This window comes from Clostridium sp. OM05-6BH (assembly GCF_003481635.1).
In the GTDB taxonomy this organism is placed as follows: domain Bacteria; phylum Bacillota; class Clostridia; order Lachnospirales; family Lachnospiraceae; genus Butyribacter.
This window is the reverse complement of record NZ_QULH01000015.1, coordinates 46,158-68,506: the sequence shown is the minus strand read 5'-3', so window position 1 is coordinate 68,506 and position 22,349 is coordinate 46,158. Positions and strand designations below refer to the sequence as shown.

Below are 22,349 nucleotides of genomic sequence, written 5' to 3'. Positions count from 1 at the left end.
CATTATAAAAATATTAAATTTTTGTCTTGACAACTGAGCCATTATAAATCGCTAAAGATGAAGCGCTGGCAGATGACCTTACAGATAAACTAAAAACATATCAAGAACTAAAAGAACAGTATCTTACACAAAAACAGGAATTAAAAGATGAAGGACTGGAACAAAAGAGTTTGACAGATCCCGATTCAAGAAGGATGAAAAATAACGGCTCATTGGATATCTGCTACAATGTACAGTCTGTTGTAGATGCAAAGAATCATTTTGTTGTAGATATTTCGACGACTAATGATATAAATGACCAAAACCAGCTTTACACTATGGCACAAAAAGCATCCGAACTTTTAGAAAAAGAGTCTTCTACAGTTCTGGCAGATACAGGTTATTATAACGGAACGGAGATAAAAAACTGTGTTGATGCCGGAATGAATGTCTTTATAAAAAAAGCTAAAGCGAATAATGCTACAAAGGATAATGAATTTCGCAAAGAAAAGTTTATATATAATGGTGAAACTGATGAATATACATGCCCAGCAGGAGATAGATTACGATTTTTTGAAAATACTTCGAAGAATGGTATGAAGTATCGCAAATATAAAAAAGACTGCACTACTTCTTCATCTGGAAGAACGATACAGCGTTGGGTACATGAAGATGTTCTTGAAACTGTGTATAATGAAACACTAAATAATAACGAGGTTTATAAACAGAGAAGATGTATCGTGGAGCATCCGTTTGGGACTATAAAAAGAAGTCTCGGATATAGTTTCTTTCATCGACGCAGACAAGAGAATGTTGACGCAGAAGCTGCATCTATGTTTTTCGCTTATAACTTTAAGCGATTATTAAGCATGTTTTCAACAGAAGAATTAGTAACGAAGTTTGAAGGAAGTGTGATGTAGCAGGGAGAGGAACGCATGTAATTCATGTGAAAAACAAAGATAAAAATGGTATTAAAAAAATCGAAGATAAAAATACCGTACATCAGACTGAATTTTCGAATCGTTAGACAGTCTGACGTACCGTTCGGTATACGGCGGTTCTTTAGTTTTCACATATTTTCAGGTAAAACTCTGTGAATGTTGGATATCCCCATTCACGGAGTTTTTCATTACTCAAGGCAAACTGTACCAGTCTATTATTGCTACAGTTCCAAATGCCCTGGCGCATATTTGCGTGCCATTGAATAAAGTCTTCATTCATTCCGAGTTCTTTCAACTTTCGGTATTTCGTTTTAGGTTTCTTCCATTGTTTCCAATAGACTGCCCTTATTCTATGGCGTAACCACTTGTCATTACTCTGCAACAGACCTTTCATATCTGCCATTCCAAAGTAATTTACCCATCCTCTAATAAACTGTGTCAGCTTTAATGCTCGATATTCATTTCCCCATCCGTTATGTCTGTCAGTAAGCTCTCTGATTTTATTCTTCATCTTTGTTACTGATTTAGGATGTACCCGAAATCTGCATATTCCCTTGTATCTATAGAAGCTATAGCCAAGGTATTTGACTTTGCTGATATGTGCCACGCACGTCTTGGTGCGATTTACTTTAAGGAATAGTTTTCCCTCAATATATGGCACTATGTTGTTTAAGGTTCTTTCTGCACTTTTCCTGCTTTTACAGAAAATCATACAGTCATCTGCGTATCGGACAAATCTATGCCCTCTCCGTGTAAGTTCCTTATCCAATTCATTCAGCATGATGTTACTTAAGAGTGGGCTTAATGGTCCACCTTGTGGCATTCCGACCTCTGTCTTTTCGAACATTCCTCTGCTGATAACTCCAGCATTAAGATATTTGTGAATGAGTGATATTACCCGCCCATCCTTGATGGTTCGTGATAGTACTTCAATTAGTTTGCTCTGACATACTGTGTCAAAGAACTTCTCCAAATCCATATCTACCACATATACATATCCATCATTGACATTTGTCTGGCATTGTTTCAGTGCGTCATGCGCACCTCTGTTCGGTCGAAATCCAAAACTATCCTCCGAGAACTGTTTCTCGTAAATCGGCGTTAATACCTGTGTGATTGCCTGTTGAAACACTCTGTCAACTACTGTTGGCACTCCCAGTTTTCTGACCTCGCCTTTTGTTTCTTTGGGTATTTCTACCCTACGGACTGGATTAGGTTTATATTTCCCATCCTTTATCTGTTGGATTAGTTGCTCTTGGTTGTCTTTCAGAAAGCCTAGAAGTTCATCTACGCTCATTCCGTCAACGCCGCCTGCTCCTTTGTTAGATTTCACTTTCTTATAAGCCTTGTTAAGGTTATCCTTGTGTAAAATCTGTTCCAGTAGATTGTCCGTCTGAAAATCTGTGATGATGTCGTTGTTTTCAGTAATCCTCTGATGGGCGGACACTTCTGCATACTCTTTCTGTTCCGCAGATACCATTTGCAGATAGTCCTCAATATGAAGTTGTCTGTCCTTAAATCCATCTTTGGTTACATTCATTTACTCACATCTCCTAAAGTTCAGTCCTTCCCACTATGTTTGCAACCATAATGGTACTATGACCTCTGCTGACTTCTCGCCATTCGTTGTTACTGACGGTTTTCATACTCTGTTTCCAACCGCTGACGAAACCTCCCTTGGTACCACACGTCACTTTCTCTCCATATATCTGCCACATTTACTACAGTTAATTCCGAGTAGTTATTGGACTTTGGCTTGTGATGCAGCCTTATCCTTAACTATAGCCTGATGTGATTTCTGTTCGTCAGACCAGAGATTTGCCTCCACCTTCCTTCAGATTCCACCTCACGATGGACACCCTTGGTCTTGGCTGTATCCTTCCCACTACTAGGGCGGATTAGGGACTTTCACCCATTAGCGACGTGCGCCGCAAGGCGCACATCAAAAAAGAGCAAAACCAGCGTTTTGCTCTGCAAGCCTCTACCATGTCAAGCTTGTACCATGTCTTTTTCTGCAATCGGTCGGCGTTATGCCTTCATACTTCTTAAATACCATGCCGAAATACGTCGGATTCTCATATCCGACCTCCGCCCCGATCTGTGCGATGCTTTTATCTGTTGCTAACAACATACTTCTTGCAACCGAAACTCGTTGTCTTGCCAGATACTCCATCGGACGCATCCGCATCTGTTCCTTAAAAACCCGACAAAAATGCTGTTTCGTCACGCCGCTCATTTCTGCCAGTTCTTCTAATGTAATATCTCTCGCATAATTTTTATGAATAAACATTAGAGCACGCTGCAACATGCTCTTGGCACTCTGACCGCCATACTTCTTATTTGCCAAAAACGCCTGTCGGACATTCATAATATATTCATACACTAACATAGAGCATCGCTCATCACCATACAATGGATCTTTTGCCGCCTTAAGCATCTGATGAAAAATTCCGGTAATCTTTTCATTGACAATGTTTTTATCATAGGCAAAACCATCAAAACCCATGCCTTTCATCAATTCCAGCAAATGTTCCCCACGAAACACCAGCCAACAGGTCGTCCACTCATCCTCAACAAGCGGATAATACTCATGTGGGATCCCCGGTGCCATATAAAACATACTTCCCGGCTCTAACGGATACGTCGCGCCGCCAACAACAAGATTGCCACGGCCACTTTGCGTATAATGAAGCTGATGGGATACCAAACCTTCTTCTCGTATCACATGATACTCCGGTTCTGCAATGCCAACGCCCGACAAATAGAAGGGCAGACACTTTTGCTTACCCAAAATCGGATAAATCCACTCCATAAGAGCTACTCTCCTTCCCAGTCATTCTCAACAAGGCTGTTTCTTATATCGTTTCTCATTCACCCACCGGGGCTATGCTTTCTTATACAAGTGCACTTCACTCAATAAAGCTATGCTTTCTTATGCAAGCTCACGTTCACTCAATGCGAGCGCTGAGGCGATAACCGCATCCATATCATAATACTTATACTCGCCCAATCTTCCGCCAAAGATCACATTAGTCTCCCCGGCTGCTAACTCCTTATACTTCTCATACAATGCACCATTTTTCTCATCATTTACCGGATAATATGGTTCATCTCCCGGCTTCCACTCAGAACTATACTCTCTGGAGATTACCGTTTTCGGCAGATCATTTCCCTCTGCATCTTTACCAAACTCAAACCATTTGTGTTCAATAATTCTTGTCCAAGGTGTCTCGGCATCCGTATAATTTACTGCAGCATTGCCTTGGAAATTCGGTATATCTAATGTCTCTGTCTCAAAACGCACAGAACGATATTGCAATGTACCAAGCGTGTAATTAAAGTAAGCGTCAATCGCTCCTGTGTATACGACACGTTCTGCAGTTGCAGCAAGCTTTTCCTTGTCTGCCAAATAATCCACGCCAAGCTGCACTTCTATCCCGTCTAACAAATTAGCAACCATCTGCGTATATCCACCAACTGGAATGCCCTGATATAACGCATTAAAATAATTATTATCAAATGTTAATCTCACCGGCAAACGCTTGATAATAAATGCCGGCAATTCCGTACATGGACGTCCCCATTGCTTCTGCGTATATCCTTTGATCAATTTTTCATAAATATCTTTACCGACCAGACTGATCGCCTGTTCCTCTAAATTGTGTGGTTCTGTAATGCCTGCTTCCTGCCGCTGCTCTTCAATCTTAGCTGCTGCCTCCTCCGGCGTCACAACACCCCAGATCTTATTGAATGTGTACATATTAAAAGGCAGGCTATATAATTCCCCCTTATAATTTGCGACAGGGCTGTTCGTAAAACGGTTAAACTCTGCAAACCGTGTAATATAATCCCACACTGTTTTATTATTCGTGTGAAAAATATGGGCTCCATAACGATGTACATGGATTCCCTCCACCTGTTCTGTATAAACATTTCCCGCAATGTGATCCCTTTTATCGATCACAAGCACTTTCTTGCCCGCATCCGCCGCCTGTCTGGCAAATACTGCTCCAAAAAGTCCTGCTCCTACTACTAAATAATCATACTGTTTCATATTTATAATCCGCCTTTCTGCTTTCGCAAATTGTACCTCTGCTCTATGCTCTTCTGTCTTCGCAAATCACACATCTGCTCTATGCTCTTCTGCCCTAACGAATATAGGGTCTCATCTCAAAGCCTTCCTGCTTAGCAAGTGCCACAAGCTGCTGCTCATTAGCATACTGTATTGCTTCCAGCTTACGCCGTCCCTCCGGCGTTCTACAATTCGGGGCTGTCCGAAAATGCTGCAGCAAATCTTTGCGAAGCCGTTTCGAATCAACCGTACCAATCATAAAATCCATTGTTAATCATCTCCTAACACTCAAAGATGTTCCGTACAAAAGCAAAGCCAGCGCTTTGCTTTGCAAGAATTGCTAAAGCAATTCTTGGTGGTGTAACACAACATTACGAGCAATTTCCTATTAAACATTACGGGCAATTTTCTATTAAGGATCAAGGTGTCAAAAGGCGGCGTACTGCCAGCCAAGCACCAAGGCCAAGTGTTCCTCCAACCGTATCAATGACCACATCCCGCACCTGACCACTCCGTCCCGGCACGAATAACTGATGATATTCATCCGTTGCTGCATAAGCTGCTACCAAACATATCACCGCCAACAGCTGTTTTCGCGTGATCCGATCCTTCGTGATCGTACCTAACAATAACAACGCCAAAATCGCATACTCCGTCATATGTGCCGCTTTACGTACCGGAAACTCAATCCTTCTTGCCATCGTCTCTTGCTGCTCTACCGTTTTATCCTCAAAATGCGGTACAACCATCCGACAGATCGACATTCCAAACCGCAGGCTCATCTGCCCGGATTCATCTGCCGGCTGTGCCGAAAAATGAAAGATCGTCGTCATCCACACAATCACCAGCAATAAACAGCATAGCCTTCTCGCCATCGTCCTTCGACATATATTTACAATACCATGATACAGCAGATATCCCACAAAAGTTCCTGCTGTATTCATTATAACATCATCCAACTGACAAAATCCATACCCCGTAACAAGCTGTGTCACTTCAATCGCGATGCTGCACACCATGCCAATAAGAACAACAATACCCTTTTTTCCAGTTGGAAACCAAAAAGAAAGTAACAGGCCAAACGGAATAAAGAGCAAAACATTTTCAAGCACCCACGCATGATCCTGCATCGTCGTTCCCCATGTTCCCAGAATGCGCATATCTATGCCATCTCTGGAGCCAAGTTCTCTTGAAAAAAACACCGTCATCAATACCACGACAACATAAATCACTAACAATGTGCTTATAGTCAGCTTAAAAACACTATTTTCGCCAAATGGCACCTTACCGGGCGTATCACCGCTACTCGCTGCCCGTTTTCTCATAAAGCGGAAGACAATTCCTGCCACCAATGCATATGCTGCTCCGACTAATATCGCTGTCGGCAAATACGACAAGACTTCCGCAATGTCTGCCATCATACAATCTATTAACATATTCTAACCATACCCTTTGTCATTTCCTCGACAACTCAAACCTTCCATACCAAAAATCCCTTTTAGAATAAGTAATCTATAACCATACAACTATAAAGAACCGGAACGTTTGAATCCATTTATCGTCCACATAAAATCTCATAGCCATCTAAAATATAAGATGTCGTGTGTTCTAACATTATGTGAAACGCTATCTAACAATCATAAATATTACCATTCCACCTAATAAATGGCAAGTTGCCCATGAATATTTTCCTTAAGACAAACATTTCATACGTAATACATTTAATTTGTTATTTGCAAAATAACTCATATTACTTTTCAAATTATGTTAAATTTATTATTTTCGGTTAAACTAATGATATAGGACATACGATGTAATGGAGCACTTTTAACATTGTGCGGATATGCATTACCACACAACTTGTCTCCGAGTGCCAGAATTATCATATAGAAAAGGGGATACATTATGAAGAAAGATACAAATCACTGGGAACGCTATCGCGAAATCGGTTTTCGCATTGCTTATTGTCGTAAATATCAGAAAATGACACAGGAAGAATTGGCTGAGAAGTTAAATGTCAGCAGACAACATATTGGTGCTATCGAAGCACCAAATGTAAATCGTAAAATATCATTGGATCTCATCTTTGATATTGCTGATATATTAAATGTAGAGCCAAAATATTTTCTAGAATTTCAGAATTTTCCGTTTCAAAAAGCACCCGAAACGGATAGCAATAACAACAAATAAGCGTTACCGACAAAAAGGAACAGCAAAACTTAAAAGCTGCCGCCCTTGGAATCAAAATTCCAAGGGCGGCAGTTTTTGCGTAATTAATTCAAACTTCACACATCCGAAGCTGCCATCCAGTCACATATTGCTTATTATGTCGATGGGCTAATTATATTTTGCAGCCGCTATATAGTGAGTCCTGCCATCAATAAACTATAGCAATTGCTTTAGTTTTTTTGATGGCAGGATAATTTACCTTGTTGGCTGTAAAATAGCTATTATTTTACTGACATAATAAGCAATATGTGACAATATGAGAATTTTTGATGTGCAAAGTTTGAGCAATTAAGAAAAATGTGATGTGGAGTAGTGTATCGACTTGCATTTTGGCGAAAAGTGGCGTAGAATAGAAAAGTTGCATTTTACATGGTACAACATGAGGTACGTCGAAATCATTTTGATCATGATGAAAGACATTCAAATACGATCAGAAAATCATTTTGATAACGATGAATTATACACAAACACAGGAGGTAAATATTGCTATGAATTCAAACCGAGATTTATTTGAAAAAGCATCCGTCCCAAAGGCGGTGGCACTTATGGCTATTCCAACGATCGTCACAATGCTGGTAGTTGTTATTTATAATATGGCTGATACCTTTTTTATCGGCCAGACCGGTGATGCCATGCAGGTGGCTGCAGTCTCTCTTGCCACACCTGTATTTATGGTGTTTATGGCGCTCGGCAATCTCTTCGGGATCGGCGGAAGTTCCGCGATCTCACGTGCACTTGGCGAAAAAAATGAGCAGCGTGCGAGACACATTTCTGCCTTTTGCTGCTATGGTTCTCTGGGTGTCGGGATACTGATGACACTAATATTCATCCTCTTTATGGATGGTATTCTCAAAATGATCGGTGCCAGTCCGGCAACCATTGATTATGCAAGACAATATCTTACTTTCGTTGCGATCGGTGCCCCTTTTGTCATGTTTGGCACTGCTTACGGTAATATTGTCCGCGGTGAAGGAGCAGCCAAAGAATCCATGATCGGAAATCTGATCGGTACCATCACCAATATTATTTTGGATCCCATTATGATCTTATGGCTTGGCTGGGGTGTATCCGGAGCAGCTGTCGCTACTGTACTTGGCAATGTAGCAGCTTGTATTTTCTATCTTCACTATCTGTTGCACAAAAAAGGCACTGCCCTTTCCATAAAGCCAAGCGACTTTCAATGGAAAAACCGTATTGCATCCAGCGTCTTTTCCATTGGGATCCCGGCATCTCTCAATAATATTTTGATGAGCTGCGCTAACATCCTATTAAATAACGTATTGATCAGCTATGGAGACACACCTGTAGCCGCCATGGGCATCGCCATGAAAGCAAACATGATCGTTATCTTGCTGCAGATCGGACTCTGCGCTGGTATTCAGCCTCTCATCGGTTATAACTACGGTGCCAGAAATGTAAAACGCCTGAAAAAAATATTCTTTTTCACTGGGCTGTGCGCCGTCATTATGGGTACTGTACTCACGCTCCTAATGGTGATCGCCCGCGAGCCGATCATTCATGCATTTATCAACGATCAGGAAGTTGTCACTTCCGGCATCAAAATGATGATCGCACTACAGCTTTCCGGCCCTGTTATCGGTATTTTGTTCTTATGTATCAATACCTTGCAGGGAATGGGAAAAGCTTTGCAATCTCTTTTGCTTACGGTATGCCGTCAGGGACTTGCCTTCATCCCAATGCTCTTTATCCTGAATAAATTGTTCCAATTAAACGGTGTGATCTATGCACAATCCGTCGCAGACTTTATTTCCATCGTCATCGCCGGAATTATCTGCGGCGTAACGCTATGGCATGTGGAACGTAAATTTACGGAGTAGCATTTTTCCTGCGAAACCGTCTTATCCGCTCTGCTCCAACACTAATTTCATCCGGTGAACAATCCTCCGGCATATAAATCCCTTTCTCATAAGGGAGATAAGAATTTACAGAAGCTCTAGACAGACCTGTTTCCATGCAGGTCTGTTTTAATGCTTCTTTGTACGATAGCTTGGCACGATGCTTCGCAAACACGGCATTTACATGATCTGCGATGTCACTCTCATACACCCCTGCCGTGATCAATAGCTTGCGCACTTTAATAGGATTCATCTCCATTAAGCGTCCGATCTCAGCTAAAGATCGATGCTTTGCATCTCCTGCCCTCTTATCGCCGGAAATCGTATAATATCTAACAGCCTGCTCCACCGTGTCCTGTAAAATGGCAGCCGCATCATAATTTGGTTTCTTGAGCGGCCGACCCGACTTATGGATGTGTTGCTCTTTCATAGTCCCACGCACCTTTTCCATTAATATAAGCTAAAATAAAATTATCTTAACCACGTTATCATCTAATGTCAATGCAGCATTGACATAATTTATTTCATCTTTCGCTCCAATTCACACGCAATGTCCTGCTCTACCATGACTGCTTTCTCCCGGTTCTCAGCACTCACCGAAATATATGTTTTTAACTTAGGTTCCGTCCCCGAAGGACGCACAACAACAGAACAATGGTCCTCTAGGAAATATTTCAATACATCTGACTTTGGTAATCCATCAACGCCTTCTTTATAGTCATTGCATTTTATCACTTTTTTACCGGCAAATGAAGTTATTCCGGTACGAAAATCAGCCATGATCCTCTGCATCTTATCAAATCCAGCAGCACCCTCAAATTCATAGGAATGCAAGGTATTTAGACAATATCCATACTGCTCGTATAATTCGTTTAATTTATCCAATAAACTAATTCCTAAAGCAGCATAATATGCAAACATTTCGCAAATTAAAAATGCTCCATTCACCGCATCTTTATCACGGACATATCCTCCCGACAAATACCCATAACTTTCTTCAAAGCCAAAGATATATGAGTCTTCCTTCCCTTGTTTTTCCAGCAAACCAATCTGTTCGCCAATAAACTTAAAACCGGTTAAAACATTAATTACATTAACACCATAATGTTCTGCTATTCTTTCTGCCATATCGATGGTAACTATTGTTTTTACAGCAACCGGATCCTCCGGCATCGTCTCCATTGCAATTCTTCTGCTGCAAATATAATCTAACAACAACATTCCCACTTCATTGCCGGTTACTAATACATGTTCTCCCTGCTTATTTTTAACTGCAATACCAACCCGGTCGCAATCAGGATCCGTCGCAAGTAATAAATCTGCATTGCACTTCTTAGCATATGCTATTCCAAGTTCCATCGCTTCTTTAATTTCCGGATTTGGATATGGGCAAGTTGTGAAATATCCATCCGGCTGCTCCTGCTCTTTTACTACAGTAATATTTGTATAACCAGATTCTTTTAATGCTCGTAAAACCGGTTTTAACCCCGTCCCGTTCAACGGCGTATATACAATAGAAACATCTTTATTAATGGCAAGATCGTCCGATAGTAATGATTGTTTTTTCACTTCTTCGATAAAGTCATCATACACTCTGTCCGAAATATAGGACACCTTATTAACGTTTAACGCCTCTTTAAAGGATACTCTTTTCACATCATCAAACAAATCTAACTTTTCTATCTCTGCTAAAATAGCATCTGCTGCCTTTGTTGTAATCTGACAGCCATCTGCCCCATATACTTTGTATCCGTTATACTTCGACGGATTATGAGACGCTGTTACCATAATACCAGCAGCACAATGAAGTGCCCTCACAGCATAGGACAAACAAGGCGTAGGCATAAGTTCTTTATAAATATAAGATTGGATTCCGTTTGCCGCAAAAACTCCTGCAGCAACCCTTGCAAATACGTCTGATTTGATTCTCGAATCATAACTGATCGCAATACTTCTCTTGTTCGGTGCAAACTGCTTATTTACATAATCTGCCAAACCTTGAGACGCCTTTGCCACAGTATAAATATTCATTCGATTTGTTCCGGCACCAATTACTCCGCGCAATCCTCCGGTTCCAAATGCCAAATTACGATAGAATGCATCCTCGATCTGCTCTTCATTGCCGTCCATACTTTGTAATTCTGCAGCCACATCCTGATCATCTGCTAATGTCTTCCACCTTAAATATTCTTTTTGTATCGTCTCTTTCATGCTCTTTACCAAACCTTTCCAACAACTACATACTCTTCACCATTTTGATGATAATATTTTGTAATTGTCGCATATTCATTTAATTTTGTCACATTTAGCAAACATTTACTATGTCAATCTGATCATTTAACACGTCACTTTCAACATCTGCGCACTACCATGAATCTTGAGCGGCACCGAACCAGCGGGTACAAATATACAATCCCCCTTAAAAAACTGCAACACTCCTGATCCGCCATAAAGCAGTAAACCACATCCTGACGTGCATAATAATACCTGAAATGAATTTTTATCTGTGTAAAAATCTGCCATTTCACGACATGATTCCGTATTAAGCAGCATACGCTCAACCTGAAAATATTGGCACCGGCATAATAGTTCACTCGCCCAGCCTCTTTGATACTTTAATACTCGGAGCGGTTGTCGTGGTTCCGAACTTTGCCGCAGATCAACAACATCAAGCGCTTTATCGACATGTAATTCTCTCAGCTTTCCCTGCTTGTCGCGACGATTATAATCATACAAACGATACGTCAGATTAGAATTTTCCTGAATCTCCGCGATCAGTGCTCCTGCGCCGATCGCGTGCACCGTTCCTGCCTCAATAAAAAATACATCATCTCTATGCACCGGCACTTTCTGTAAGTATTTTTCCACTGTTCCATTCTCTATGCTATGACGTAATTTTTTCTTATCCATATCATGATAAAAGCCATACACAAGTTTTGCATCTTTAGCCGCATCCAAAACATACCACATTTCTGTTTTGCCAAAGAGTTCCCCCTCCTTGTTTCTTGCATATTCGTCATCCGGGTGCACCTGCACAGAAAGATCCTTCTTCGCATCAATAAACTTGATCAAAATAGGAAGTTCACCTGCCTCAAGATACGGATTACTCCTCGGATGTTCTCCGATAAATTCCGGAAAACGTCTCAAAAGTTCTGCAAGTTCCATTCCCTCAAACTCACCACTTGCAATAACACTTGGTCCATCCGGATGTGTCGAGCATTCCCATGTCTCCGCCAGCGGCTGCATATTAATATTTTTCGAAAAATCATCATTTAATCTACTGCCACCCCATAAATAATCCTTAGCGGCAGGTTTCAATAAAAACGGCTTTCTATCCATGTTCATCCTCCGCACTATGCCTTACCTTGTTGCCGGCAATTCGTACACCTTCTTATCATGCACATTGATTTCCTTACCAAGCTGTACTTCCATCACCTGTAGTTCTGTCTTAGCAATAATAGTATGACGACATCCTGCAGACATCGTAATAACATCTCCTGCCCGGACACTCTGTTCCATTCCATCCACAATTGTTCGTCCCTCACCGGAAAGAATTGTCCACACCTCATCCCTGTGCTCGTGACTATGATAATTCATGCTGTGTCCCGGATTTAACGTTACCTTTATCGTAATACTTTCTTCCTCAATATCAATGACACGGTAGCTTCCCCACGACTTTTCAGCATACATGATCTGCTGATCGATCTGATCCACATATGGCTTAATTCGATCTGCCTGCTCAATATCTGATACTAAAATCCCCTCCGCACTCGCCGACACAACAATATTCTTAGTACCCATACACAAGATCGGAACATTCATCTCATTGATCACAAATGTGTTCTCTGTCGTTTCATCAAAGATTGCCTCACCGATCGTATTTCCCTCCATGATCTCAGTCAATGCATTCCATGTTCCAAGATCATTCCACGCACCGGAAAAGCGCATTACTTTAATGTTTTTTTCATGCTCTACTACCGCATAGTCAAACGATATTTTTTCCAAAGTTTCATACTTATCAAACAGGTCCGCATAATCCGTAAAATCAATCAACTCATGTGCTCTGTCCAAGACATGACCTAAGCGAAATGCAAAAACGCCACCATTCCACAATGCGCCTTGTGCAATATAACCTTTTGCAATTTCTTCCGTTGGCTTTTCCTTAAATACAGATACATCACTTACTGATTGCGTTGATGTCGGAATAATGTATCCATATTTTTCACTCGGATACGTCGGTTCAATTCCCATTAAAACCAGATTAGCCTCTTCCGTTTCTGCTAATTCTCCCAGACGCTTTAATGCTTCAAAATAATCATCATTAACATATGGATCTACCGGACAAACCACAACCGATTCCTCTAGCCCAACTCCTCGAACATCTTTCAAATAAGCGGCAGCCAACACAATCGCCGGAAACGTATCACGGCGGCACGGTTCAACACTGATCCCTACATCTTCGCCCAACTGATTGTGTATCGAGGAAACCTGCGTCTTAGACGTTGCGATTGTTACTTCCGCATTTTCGTCCACCAACTTAATCTGACGATATACACGCTGTACCATTGATTCATATCCATTTTCCGTTTTCAAAAATGGAATAAATTGTTTTGAACGAACATCATTCGAAAGCGGCCAAAGACGCTTTCCGGATCCACCAGATAATAATACTAAATTCATAATAACTAACTATTCCTTTCTCAGCGCAACAATTCGCATTCAACCGATCACTCTACCCCCAACATTGGGAGTCCTTTGTAAATCAACTGTAATAACACTTCTATATGATCAACGCTCTGCTCTCATCGGATTATTCAAAAAGTCCTCATACGATAACCGAATTCCATCCTCTAATTCCGTCTTATATGTCCATCCAAGCTTCTCAGCTTTACTAACATCAAGAAGTTTACGCGGTGTACCATTTGGTTTCGAACTATCCCACTTGATCTCTCCATTGAATCCAATCACCTTAGCCACTAATTCTGTCAATTCCTTAATCGTTAATTCCTTACCTGTTCCCGCATTGACCGTCTCATCACCACTATAATTGTTCATTAAGAACACACATAGATTGGCCAGATCATCTACATACAAAAATTCACGAAGTGGAGAGCCATCCCCCCAGCAAGTCACTTCAGTTGCTCCACTCTCTTTCGCCTCATGAAAACGGCGGATCAACGCCGGAAGCACATGGCTGTGTGTCGGATGATAATTATCATTTGGTCCATACAAATTGGTCGGCATCACCGAAATGTAATCCGTCCCATACTGTTTATTCAAAAACTCACAATATTTCAACCCGGAAATTTTAGCTAGTGCATACGCCTCATTCGTCTTCTCTAATTCTGAAGTAAGCAGGCAGCTCTCTTTCATTGGCTGTGGTGCCATTCGCGGATAAATACAGGAAGATCCTAAAAACTCAAGTTTCTTACAACCGTTCTTCCATGCAGAATGAATCACATTCATCTCCAAGATCATATTATCATACATAAAATCTGCAAGTGCATTTTGGTTCGCCACAATGCCGCCAACTTTAGCTGCTGCTAAAAATACATACTCTGGCTTTTCCTGTGCAAAAAATGCTTCCACTGCATCCTGTCTGCACAGATCAAGCTCTGTATGAGTACGAGTAACAATATTCGTATATCCCTGTCTTTCCAACTCTCTGACTATTGCAGATCCAACCATCCCCCGGTGCCCTGCAACGTATATTTTGGCATCTTTTTCCATCATTTCGATCATCCGTCCTTTCGATTGGTCTCAAAAAATATTTTGTCTCTTAGCTGATACCATGAATTATCCGGTACTATGCATCTGCATCTTTCACCGCACGCTCCCTCTTCGCTAACTTACGGTCATGTTCCGCCATGATACGGACCAATTCTTCATAACTTGTTTTCTGTGGATTCCATCCAAGTACTGTCTTTGCCTTCGTAGGATCTCCCCAAAGATTATCTACATCGGTTGGACGGAACCACTGCGGATTGACGCTGACTAACAGCTTGCCGGTCTCTGCATCGTATCCCTTTTCATCCACGCCTTCACCTTCCCAACGGATCTGCATTCCATTTGCTGCAAACGCCTTTTCCGTAAAGTCGCGAACCGTATGCTGCTCTCCCGTTGCAATCACAAAATCTTCAGGCGTATCATGCTGCAAGATCATCCACATACATTCTACATAATCTCTCGCATATCCCCAGTCGCGCAGGGAATCCATGTTGCCCAGTTCCAAATGATCCTGTAATCCCTCAGCGATACGTCCTGCTGCTAACGTAATCTTGCGGGTTACAAAATTTTCACCACGACGCTCCGATTCATGATTAAACAAAATGCCATTCACTGCAAACATGTTATATGCTTCACGATACTCTTTTACAATCCAAAAGCCATACTGTTTCGCAACCGCATATGGGCTGTATGGATGAAATGGTGTTGTCTCTCTCTGTGGCACTTCTTCCACCTTACCAAATAATTCAGATGTAGATGCCTGATAAATCTTAGTTTTCTGCGTTAGTCCCAAAATACGGACAGCTTCCAAAATACGAAGTACACCGATTGCATCAACATCGCCGGAATATTCCGGGACATCAAACGACACCTGCACATGCGACTGTGCAGCCAGATTATATATTTCATCCGGCTGAATTAATCCAATGATACGAACCAATGAAGAAGAATCAGACAAATCTCCATCATGCAATGTAATAGCATTCTTTTCTAACAAATGGTCAATACGTGATGTATTGGAGATTGAAGCTCGTCTTGTAATACCATGTACCTCATATCCCTTTTCTAACAAAAACTCTGCCAAATAAGATCCATCCTGACCTGTAATTCCTGTAATTAACGCTTTTTTCATAATATAATAAACTCCAATTCTGCACACGTTTTTCCAGCATAACCATTTGTATCCTGTGTGCGCCGATACAAATTGCTATGCTCTTATTTCATAAATACAAGCGTTATTTTACGCACAAAAAAAACGTAAAACAAGACAATATATTGGCATGTTTTACGCTTTTTAGCACAATATTGTTTTTTATTCATTACTCAAACTTTCCATACCTTAATATCTCACGCATAGACATATTGCTTATTATGTCAGTAAAATAATAGCTATTTTGCAGCCAACAAGGTAAATTATCCTGCCATCAAGAAACTATAGCAATTGCTGCAGAACGCAGAGTTTTCACAGTGATTTCTTATTTTGTTAAGTCTCTGATGAATACATGCCTGAAGGATTGTCTGAGATGTCCCGGTTTAGCAAGGTATCATCCATTTTTGGACGGGACGCTTTCGCTACGATGCGCTACGTCACGTTACTTAATGTCTCTGAAATACGAGACATAAGTAACGACGAGCGCAAAGTCCCTTTCAAAAATGATGAATACCTTGCTTCCGGGACTTCGAGTTTCCGAAAGGCATGTAAATCAATCATCAGAGACAACAAAATCTAGAAATCACTGTGAAAACCTATTGCGGCAAAGCAATTGCTATAGTTTCTTGATGGCAGGACTCACTATATAGCGGCTGTAAAATATAATTAGTCCATCGACATAATAAGCATTATGTGAATCGGTTAGTAACGTCCGGTATAAAGTTTTAGTTCATTACAGTTTCAATGCATCTATCACACGTTTTACCTCTTCCTCATCCAACTCTACAATGTCCGCAATAGATGCAATACTATCACCCCGTTCATGTAGCTTTTGAATCGTTCGTTCCCGGCCTTCCGCACGGCCTTCTTCCTTTCCCTCTAGGTAACGCTGACGATATTCATATTCTAATGTCATATAGTCCAACCTCCATCTCTCGTTTTGGCGGGCCGAACACACTGCTTCCTCCAGCTCCTCTGTAAATTTGTCCGACGCACCTTTTCCATCAATATAATCTAAAATCCGTTGCATTTCGGGACTCACATCGTCCATTGTTCCCTTTGTACTTAAGATTATCTTAACTGCGTCATCGTCTAATGTCAATGCTGTATTTTCCTGACATGTATTACAAAATGTGTAAATATGCCGGCCTTCTCCGAATGGATCAAATGTGCAGATGAAGATTACGTAACTTTTCTTTAATGTCGTATAATCTTGACCTTTATCCAATATATTGAGATCTATCATCCCCTGGTAATAACGCATCCTCTTCGGCAGGTTTGCGCCATCGGACGTCTGCATTTCCAGATTGAATACCGTGTTCTGATCATCCTCCACATATACATCCAGCCGAATCCCTTTCGCCTGTAGGGACAGATCAATGGTTTTCTGTGTTTGTGGATATACGATCTTTCGTATCTTCACACCTAAGATTGTCTCCAAAAGCGGTTTCACAAATTTAGGATTGCTCATGATCCGACTAAACATAAAGTCGTCTCGCAGTTCCAGTTCCTCATATTTCTTCATCTTCATTGCCATAGTAATCTCCTCTTCCCTAAAATATGCTACATTTATTGTTTCGTATGTTGCAGTATATCATTTTTGACCGAGGATTACTATTGACATTTTTCACATTCTCATGCATTAATTTTGTACATATCTCACAATATTTGTTCGTTTTAATTTTCTATATTTTGATCAATCAGTTTATAAAAAAGAGCAAACCAACGTTTTGCTCTGATTCCCTCTACGTTGCGAGCATTTTAAGATTATCTTAACTGCGTCATCGTCTAATGTCAATGCCTAGTTTCCGTTACAATCTATACGATAAAAACCAGTCATTGCTCACCACATCATCCGATATCTTCTCGGTGTCAATCCTTCTATCTTCTTAAATGCCCGATTAAAATAATTGGGATCCGATATCCCACACTTCTCCCCGATCATCTCCACTGACAGATCCGTAAATCGCAGCAGCTGCTTTGCACGCGTAATACGAATCTGCAGCAAATACGAATTCACCGTAACACCATAGGTCTGCTTAAACAGCTTCGTCAAATAATACTTATTGATGTAAAAACGTTTCGACAAATCATCTAATGTCACCTTATCCTCATAATGCGATTCCAAATATTCTTTCACAAGATGAATACTTTCCTGCTTTGCTCCACCAATCTCCTGCTCCGGATGATATGTTTCCTCCATTAACAATGTCAAAAAATTCTGCAGATACCCATTAATCCGCATATCACGAATATAATCTTCCGAATCAGCTACGCGATATACCGCATCAATCACATCCATATATTGATCGATCCGTTTAGAAGGAAAAACATTTTCTCCGCCTCGGGATAAATACTTATCATAAATAGTGGCTGCCATACTGCCATTAAAATGCATCCATTTTAGAGACCATGGATCATCCTTAGAACTTCTATGGTAATACGGATGTCTGCAATCAATAAACACACAGTCCCCCACAGAAAGCGAATATTTTTGTCCGCGAAACTGCAATTCTCCCCGACCATTCTTTACGACAAAAAACAAGAAAGAGTCCAGCGATTCTCTATGACTTTGATGTGGCTTCAATGCCTGCAGCGAACCAACCTCTTGCAAATATAACAGTGCTTCTTTTGCAAATAAAGTCGGTGTATAGATAATGCGGTCTGAACGCACTGCACGATCCGTGAAATATCCCATTTCCTCTATGCTCATACCGCACCTTCTCTCTATCACATTGCAAGCTCTACAATTCTACAAATGCTTTAGTTCAGCACAACACCCTTGCGCAGCATAAAGTTGCCATATTGCCGTTCCTCGCCCGTCTGTATAATTGCGTAGGCTTTCTTGGCATGCTCATAAAATTCAAACCGCTCATATTCTCCGAGCTGCACCTCGAATCCCTCAATCTCACTGGAACGAGCACGAACCTCTTCCCACATCGTCGGTATCGGCATTCCTTTATCTATATCCGACTGCACCAGGCTCATCACCATGATCGGAGCCTTTACATACGTGTCTAACGGCATAACTTTCACAATAGCTTCCACCATCTCCGGTGCACTAATACAAGGGTACTGAATAACACGCTTTCCCATCGCTTCTGCCGGAAAATGTGCATCTGCGATGACAATTTCGTCATCATGTCCCATCTCGCATAGTATTTTCAACATCTCCGGAGTCAGCACTTTCGGAATTCCTTTTAGCATCGTTTAACTCCTCCCTTATTCCCAGATAAACTCCGTATCCCAAACATCAACGCCACTATCCTGGAATATGCTATATAATCTCTGGTGTAGCTGTTCTCTCGTAACGCCCTTCTTCATGATCACCTGTAAGAAACCGCCACCACCGGCGCCGGAAATAAACTGTCCATCCACCAGATCTTCACAAGCAAGAAATATCTGATCAATGCACGTATTCGTCGATCCCGCATCAAGCTGCTTGCTAAGTTCCCAATGCTCATTCAAAAGTGCCGCAAACCGATCCACATTACCACGTTCCAACTCAAATTGCATCAATGCCGCTGTCCGCTGCATTTGATCCAACGCATCGGTAGATTCCTTACGCCCACCGATATATCCACCAACAACATCCCGCAACAAATTTCTCGCCAAACGTCTCTGTCCGGTATAGATCAGCGCAAATCGCTCCTGCAGCTCCTTCTTGGTTGCCTCACTCAGTACCACATTTTCTACTTGAATCACCTGATTGATTCCAGGTTCTGTCGTAATCATCTTAACTCCCGCTGTCACGCCACCGACTTGATCCTGCCAGCCGCCACCGGTACTCATGATCTGCTCCATGCAAAGCACAATATCATAAAGCTCTGCATCTTGTACTTCCTGTCCAAAAAATTCAAAGATCGCCTTCACACAAGCCCCCGATAGAATGGAACTTGTGCCAAGTCCAGACCCCTTCGGCACACCGATCACCTGCGTCGACAAATAAAATCCGCCACCCAGCTTCTCCAATATATCCGTCAATTCATAATGACCTTCGATCGGAATAATGCCACATGCGATCAATGCTGCTTTATGAAGGGCAAAGAAATCATAAGGATTATGGCAATCCTGAATCTCCTCTACCGTCTTTGCAACACCACTTACACCAATGTCCTGACTCTCAAACTGTACCTCCAGCTCGGGAATTCGATGCATCGTCACCTGAATCGGATAATTGCCTTTCAGCTTAATCGCCGCATTTAATACAACACCACCCTTTTCGTTACAATGTGGTGGTGTATCCGTCCAACCGCCGCCCCAATTCACACGAACCGGAAGCGAAACATGCACTTCCTCCTTCGCAATATGAAAATCATCAAAATCCGGAATCTTATCTTTGCCATTTTCGTAGATAACGCGCTGGATCTCATCAAAGCATTTGCTCTCTAACGCATCATACTGTGCTCCTGCAAAGCTTTGGCGATGATTTCTCATATATCTGGACAACGCATAATAAATGCGAATCTTCTCCGAAAATGCACTATGCTCTGCGCGCTCCATCAACAACTGATATTGCGCCTCGTTAATTCCTGCATCACCAAAGACACGCAATGCATCCTCGTAATACTCTCCCTGCATCAATCGATCCACGAAACAGGTCACAAGCACCTGGTTCTCAATGCTCCGTTTCCACGGAACAATAGCGCGTACATCCGCTGCATTAAAACTGCTGCACAAACTCAGTCTCTTTGACTCCAACCAACTCTTCACATCATCCGGCTTCGCTGTTCCTGCCACAATACGGCATAAACGCATCGCACTTGCAACACTGGCAGTACGATCTGCCTCTACCGTGTAGAGATCAGCAAACCACAAATAACGCTCCTGTCCATTCCATATTTGCTCCGGCAAAATGTCGTACACCGCCAATATTTTTTGTATCGGTATCCCCATCCATAGGCTATTCTTCTCATAGGTTCCCTTTGGATTATCCTCCGTACCATACACCCTCGTCACAAAGGTGCCATCCGAGAGTGCCAACGTGTGAAACACCATATTTTCCGGCAACGTCACATTCTCAATGCCGGCATTCGAAATGATCGTACCGGCTCCAACGACCGTATTCGGTCCAATATAACTATCCTCTATATAGGATCCCTGTCCTATCACGGCATCTGACGCAATGTAGGCATTATTCGTCGCATATTCGTCCGCATCCTGCATATTCGTCAAAACACGCTTCTGCCAGCCAAGGAATTCATAATCATCCACGCCAACCGTCACAAGCTCTCTAAGCTCTCTCGTAGTTCCAAAATGAATAAACTCCGCCGGAGACAGACAGATCAGCTTCATTGAGAAAGCATGCAGTGCCTCCCAGATCTGATTACGACACTTTGTCAGTTCTTCACAAAAGCTCCCCTCCGGAGTCTCCCGCTGAAAATCATCCAACGTCGCTTCGCCAGCTAACGGATACAAGAAGTCCGCATAAAAACTTACTCTTGCTGTCTCATTCACGAACTTATGAAACTTCTCCTCACAGACAATACCATCTGTGCTGATCAGACCAAACAACGCATTCAGTAGTTCAGCATCTAATACCACTGCACCGGTATCAATATCAACCGCATCATTCTCATTCACCGCACCGGCTGCTCGAAGTGTCTCCACCGACTGTTTCTGTAGGCAGCGTGCGACATGATCGTGACCATCATTTAAAAATACACCGTGATTTTTGCCTGTCTCAACATCTTCCTTGATCGATATCGCTGCCGCACCGTGATACTGTAGATCGATCTGCAACGGGTTAAATAAAAGCAGCACATCTCCCGATAGAACAACCATTCCATCCGGGAAACGTCCTGCTAAAGAAGTCATCCCTATTATAAATTCATCAAATAATGTCGATGGTCTGCCATTTGGCAGCTCCCGCGGCACCGGTGAAAACAACTTGCCACAAGCCGAATACTGCGGAACACGCTTACTGTCTCCTCCAGAGTGGATCACCAAGATCCGCTTACCCCGGAAATGGTTCTCCCTTGCATCTCCATCCTGCTCAGCAATATACTTCAATACATTAAAAGTTGCTCCACCAGATCCAACACGCTTACCATCCGGATCCGGTAACACCTTATAAACTGTCTTCTCCGGCAGCAAGCCTAACGTCAGCCGATCTAAAATCTGCTGCTCATAGGCTAACGCCTGCTCCTCATTGGAAGCTGTTAATATCACATAATCCCATGTGATATAACTGGATTTGCGCAAACTGCGCTGATACTCGTCCCACGAGTCAAGATAACTCTGAGCGAGGAATAGTTTTTTCAGTTTTCTTTTAGTCATCGGTATACGCTCCCTTGGGTTATAATACATATGTAAGCTCTCCAGAAAACTTTGGTCAGTATAGAGTCTTGACACCATACAGTGTTTCTGCGAACTCTGTGTAATTAAAATTAAGA

General features: G+C 41.9%; 18 protein-coding genes. 3 read left to right on the top strand and 15 right to left on the bottom strand.

Going from position 1 to position 22,349, the window contains the following annotated elements:
* Positions 1–170: 170 nt before the first annotated feature.
* A complete protein-coding gene (locus DXB73_RS11510) occupies positions 171–899 on the top strand; it encodes a transposase (protein WP_243104093.1) in 729 nt (242 codons plus the stop codon).
* Between the two features lie 142 nt (positions 900–1,041).
* Here DXB73_RS11510 and ltrA read toward each other — a convergent pair whose 3' ends face one another.
* From ltrA to DXB73_RS11480, 5 genes are all read right to left on the bottom strand, one after another.
* A complete protein-coding gene (gene ltrA, locus DXB73_RS11505; RefSeq protein WP_118691216.1) occupies positions 1,042–2,460 on the bottom strand; it encodes a group II intron reverse transcriptase/maturase in 1,419 nt (472 codons plus the stop codon).
* A gap of 441 nt (positions 2,461–2,901) precedes the next feature.
* A complete protein-coding gene (locus DXB73_RS11495) occupies positions 2,902–3,732 on the bottom strand; it encodes an AraC family transcriptional regulator (RefSeq protein ID WP_118691215.1) in 831 nt (276 codons plus the stop codon).
* Positions 3,733–3,852: 120 nt separating this feature from the next.
* Positions 3,853–4,974: a UDP-galactopyranose mutase gene (glf, locus tag DXB73_RS11490; protein ID WP_118691214.1), complete on the bottom strand. Its 1,122-nt coding sequence runs from the start codon at positions 4,972–4,974 to the stop codon at positions 3,853–3,855.
* A 94-nt stretch (positions 4,975–5,068) separates the two neighbouring features.
* Positions 5,069–5,260: a hypothetical protein gene (locus DXB73_RS11485; protein ID WP_118691213.1), complete on the bottom strand. Its 192-nt coding sequence runs from the start codon at positions 5,258–5,260 to the stop codon at positions 5,069–5,071.
* 151 nt (positions 5,261–5,411) lie between these two features.
* Complete coding sequence (locus DXB73_RS11480) at positions 5,412–6,428, bottom strand: VanZ family protein (protein WP_118691212.1); 1,017 nt, start codon at positions 6,426–6,428, stop codon at positions 5,412–5,414.
* Positions 6,429–6,897: 469 nt separating this feature from the next.
* Between DXB73_RS11480 and DXB73_RS11475 the strand changes: the two genes are divergently transcribed.
* Complete coding sequence (locus tag DXB73_RS11475; protein ID WP_118691211.1) at positions 6,898–7,182, top strand: helix-turn-helix transcriptional regulator; 285 nt, start codon at positions 6,898–6,900, stop codon at positions 7,180–7,182.
* Between the two features lie 527 nt (positions 7,183–7,709).
* The gene (locus DXB73_RS11470) at positions 7,710–9,059 is read left to right on the top strand and encodes an MATE family efflux transporter (protein WP_118691210.1); all 1,350 of its coding nucleotides are present in this window, start codon (positions 7,710–7,712) and stop codon (positions 9,057–9,059) included.
* Here DXB73_RS11470 and DXB73_RS11465 read toward each other — a convergent pair.
* From DXB73_RS11465 to DXB73_RS11415, 10 genes are all read right to left on the bottom strand, one after another.
* Complete coding sequence (locus DXB73_RS11465; protein ID WP_118691209.1) at positions 9,049–9,507, bottom strand: hypothetical protein; 459 nt, start codon at positions 9,505–9,507, stop codon at positions 9,049–9,051. The two genes, DXB73_RS11470 and DXB73_RS11465, sit on opposite strands and share 11 nt — an antisense overlap.
* An 89-nt stretch (positions 9,508–9,596) precedes the next feature.
* Entirely contained in the window at positions 9,597–11,288 is a 1,692-nt protein-coding gene (locus tag DXB73_RS11460; protein WP_118691208.1) for a phospho-sugar mutase, read from the bottom strand.
* 126 nt (positions 11,289–11,414) lie between these two features.
* Positions 11,415–12,416 carry a type I phosphomannose isomerase catalytic subunit gene (locus DXB73_RS11455; RefSeq protein WP_118691207.1) on the bottom strand — a complete coding sequence of 334 codons (1,002 nt, stop codon included), beginning with the start codon at positions 12,414–12,416 and terminating at the stop codon, positions 11,415–11,417.
* Positions 12,417–12,437: 21 nt separating this feature from the next.
* Positions 12,438–13,757, bottom strand: a complete 1,320-nt coding sequence (locus tag DXB73_RS11450; protein ID WP_118691206.1) for a sugar phosphate nucleotidyltransferase — start codon at positions 13,755–13,757, stop codon at positions 12,438–12,440.
* 108 nt (positions 13,758–13,865) lie between these two features.
* The gene (locus tag DXB73_RS11445) at positions 13,866–14,810 is read right to left on the bottom strand and encodes a GDP-L-fucose synthase (protein WP_118691225.1); all 945 of its coding nucleotides are present in this window, start codon (positions 14,808–14,810) and stop codon (positions 13,866–13,868) included.
* A 73-nt stretch (positions 14,811–14,883) separates the two neighbouring features.
* Positions 14,884–15,936: a GDP-mannose 4,6-dehydratase gene (gmd, locus tag DXB73_RS11440; RefSeq protein WP_118691224.1), complete on the bottom strand. Its 1,053-nt coding sequence runs from the start codon at positions 15,934–15,936 to the stop codon at positions 14,884–14,886.
* 751 nt (positions 15,937–16,687) lie between these two features.
* A complete protein-coding gene (locus DXB73_RS11430) occupies positions 16,688–17,491 on the bottom strand; it encodes an Rpn family recombination-promoting nuclease/putative transposase (RefSeq protein WP_243104095.1) in 804 nt (267 codons plus the stop codon).
* Between the two features lie 306 nt (positions 17,492–17,797).
* Positions 17,798–18,667 carry an AraC family transcriptional regulator gene (locus DXB73_RS11425; RefSeq protein WP_243104096.1) on the bottom strand — a complete coding sequence of 290 codons (870 nt, stop codon included), beginning with the start codon at positions 18,665–18,667 and terminating at the stop codon, positions 17,798–17,800.
* Between the two features lie 50 nt (positions 18,668–18,717).
* On the bottom strand, positions 18,718–19,161 hold the full coding sequence (locus tag DXB73_RS11420) for an RbsD/FucU domain-containing protein (RefSeq protein WP_118691204.1): 444 nt from the start codon (positions 19,159–19,161) through the stop codon (positions 18,718–18,720).
* A gap of 15 nt (positions 19,162–19,176) precedes the next feature.
* Positions 19,177–22,233 (bottom strand): L-fucokinase, encoded by a 3,057-nt coding sequence (locus DXB73_RS11415; protein ID WP_118691221.1) that lies wholly within the window; start codon positions 22,231–22,233, stop codon positions 19,177–19,179.
* Positions 22,234–22,349: the final 116 nt, after the last annotated feature.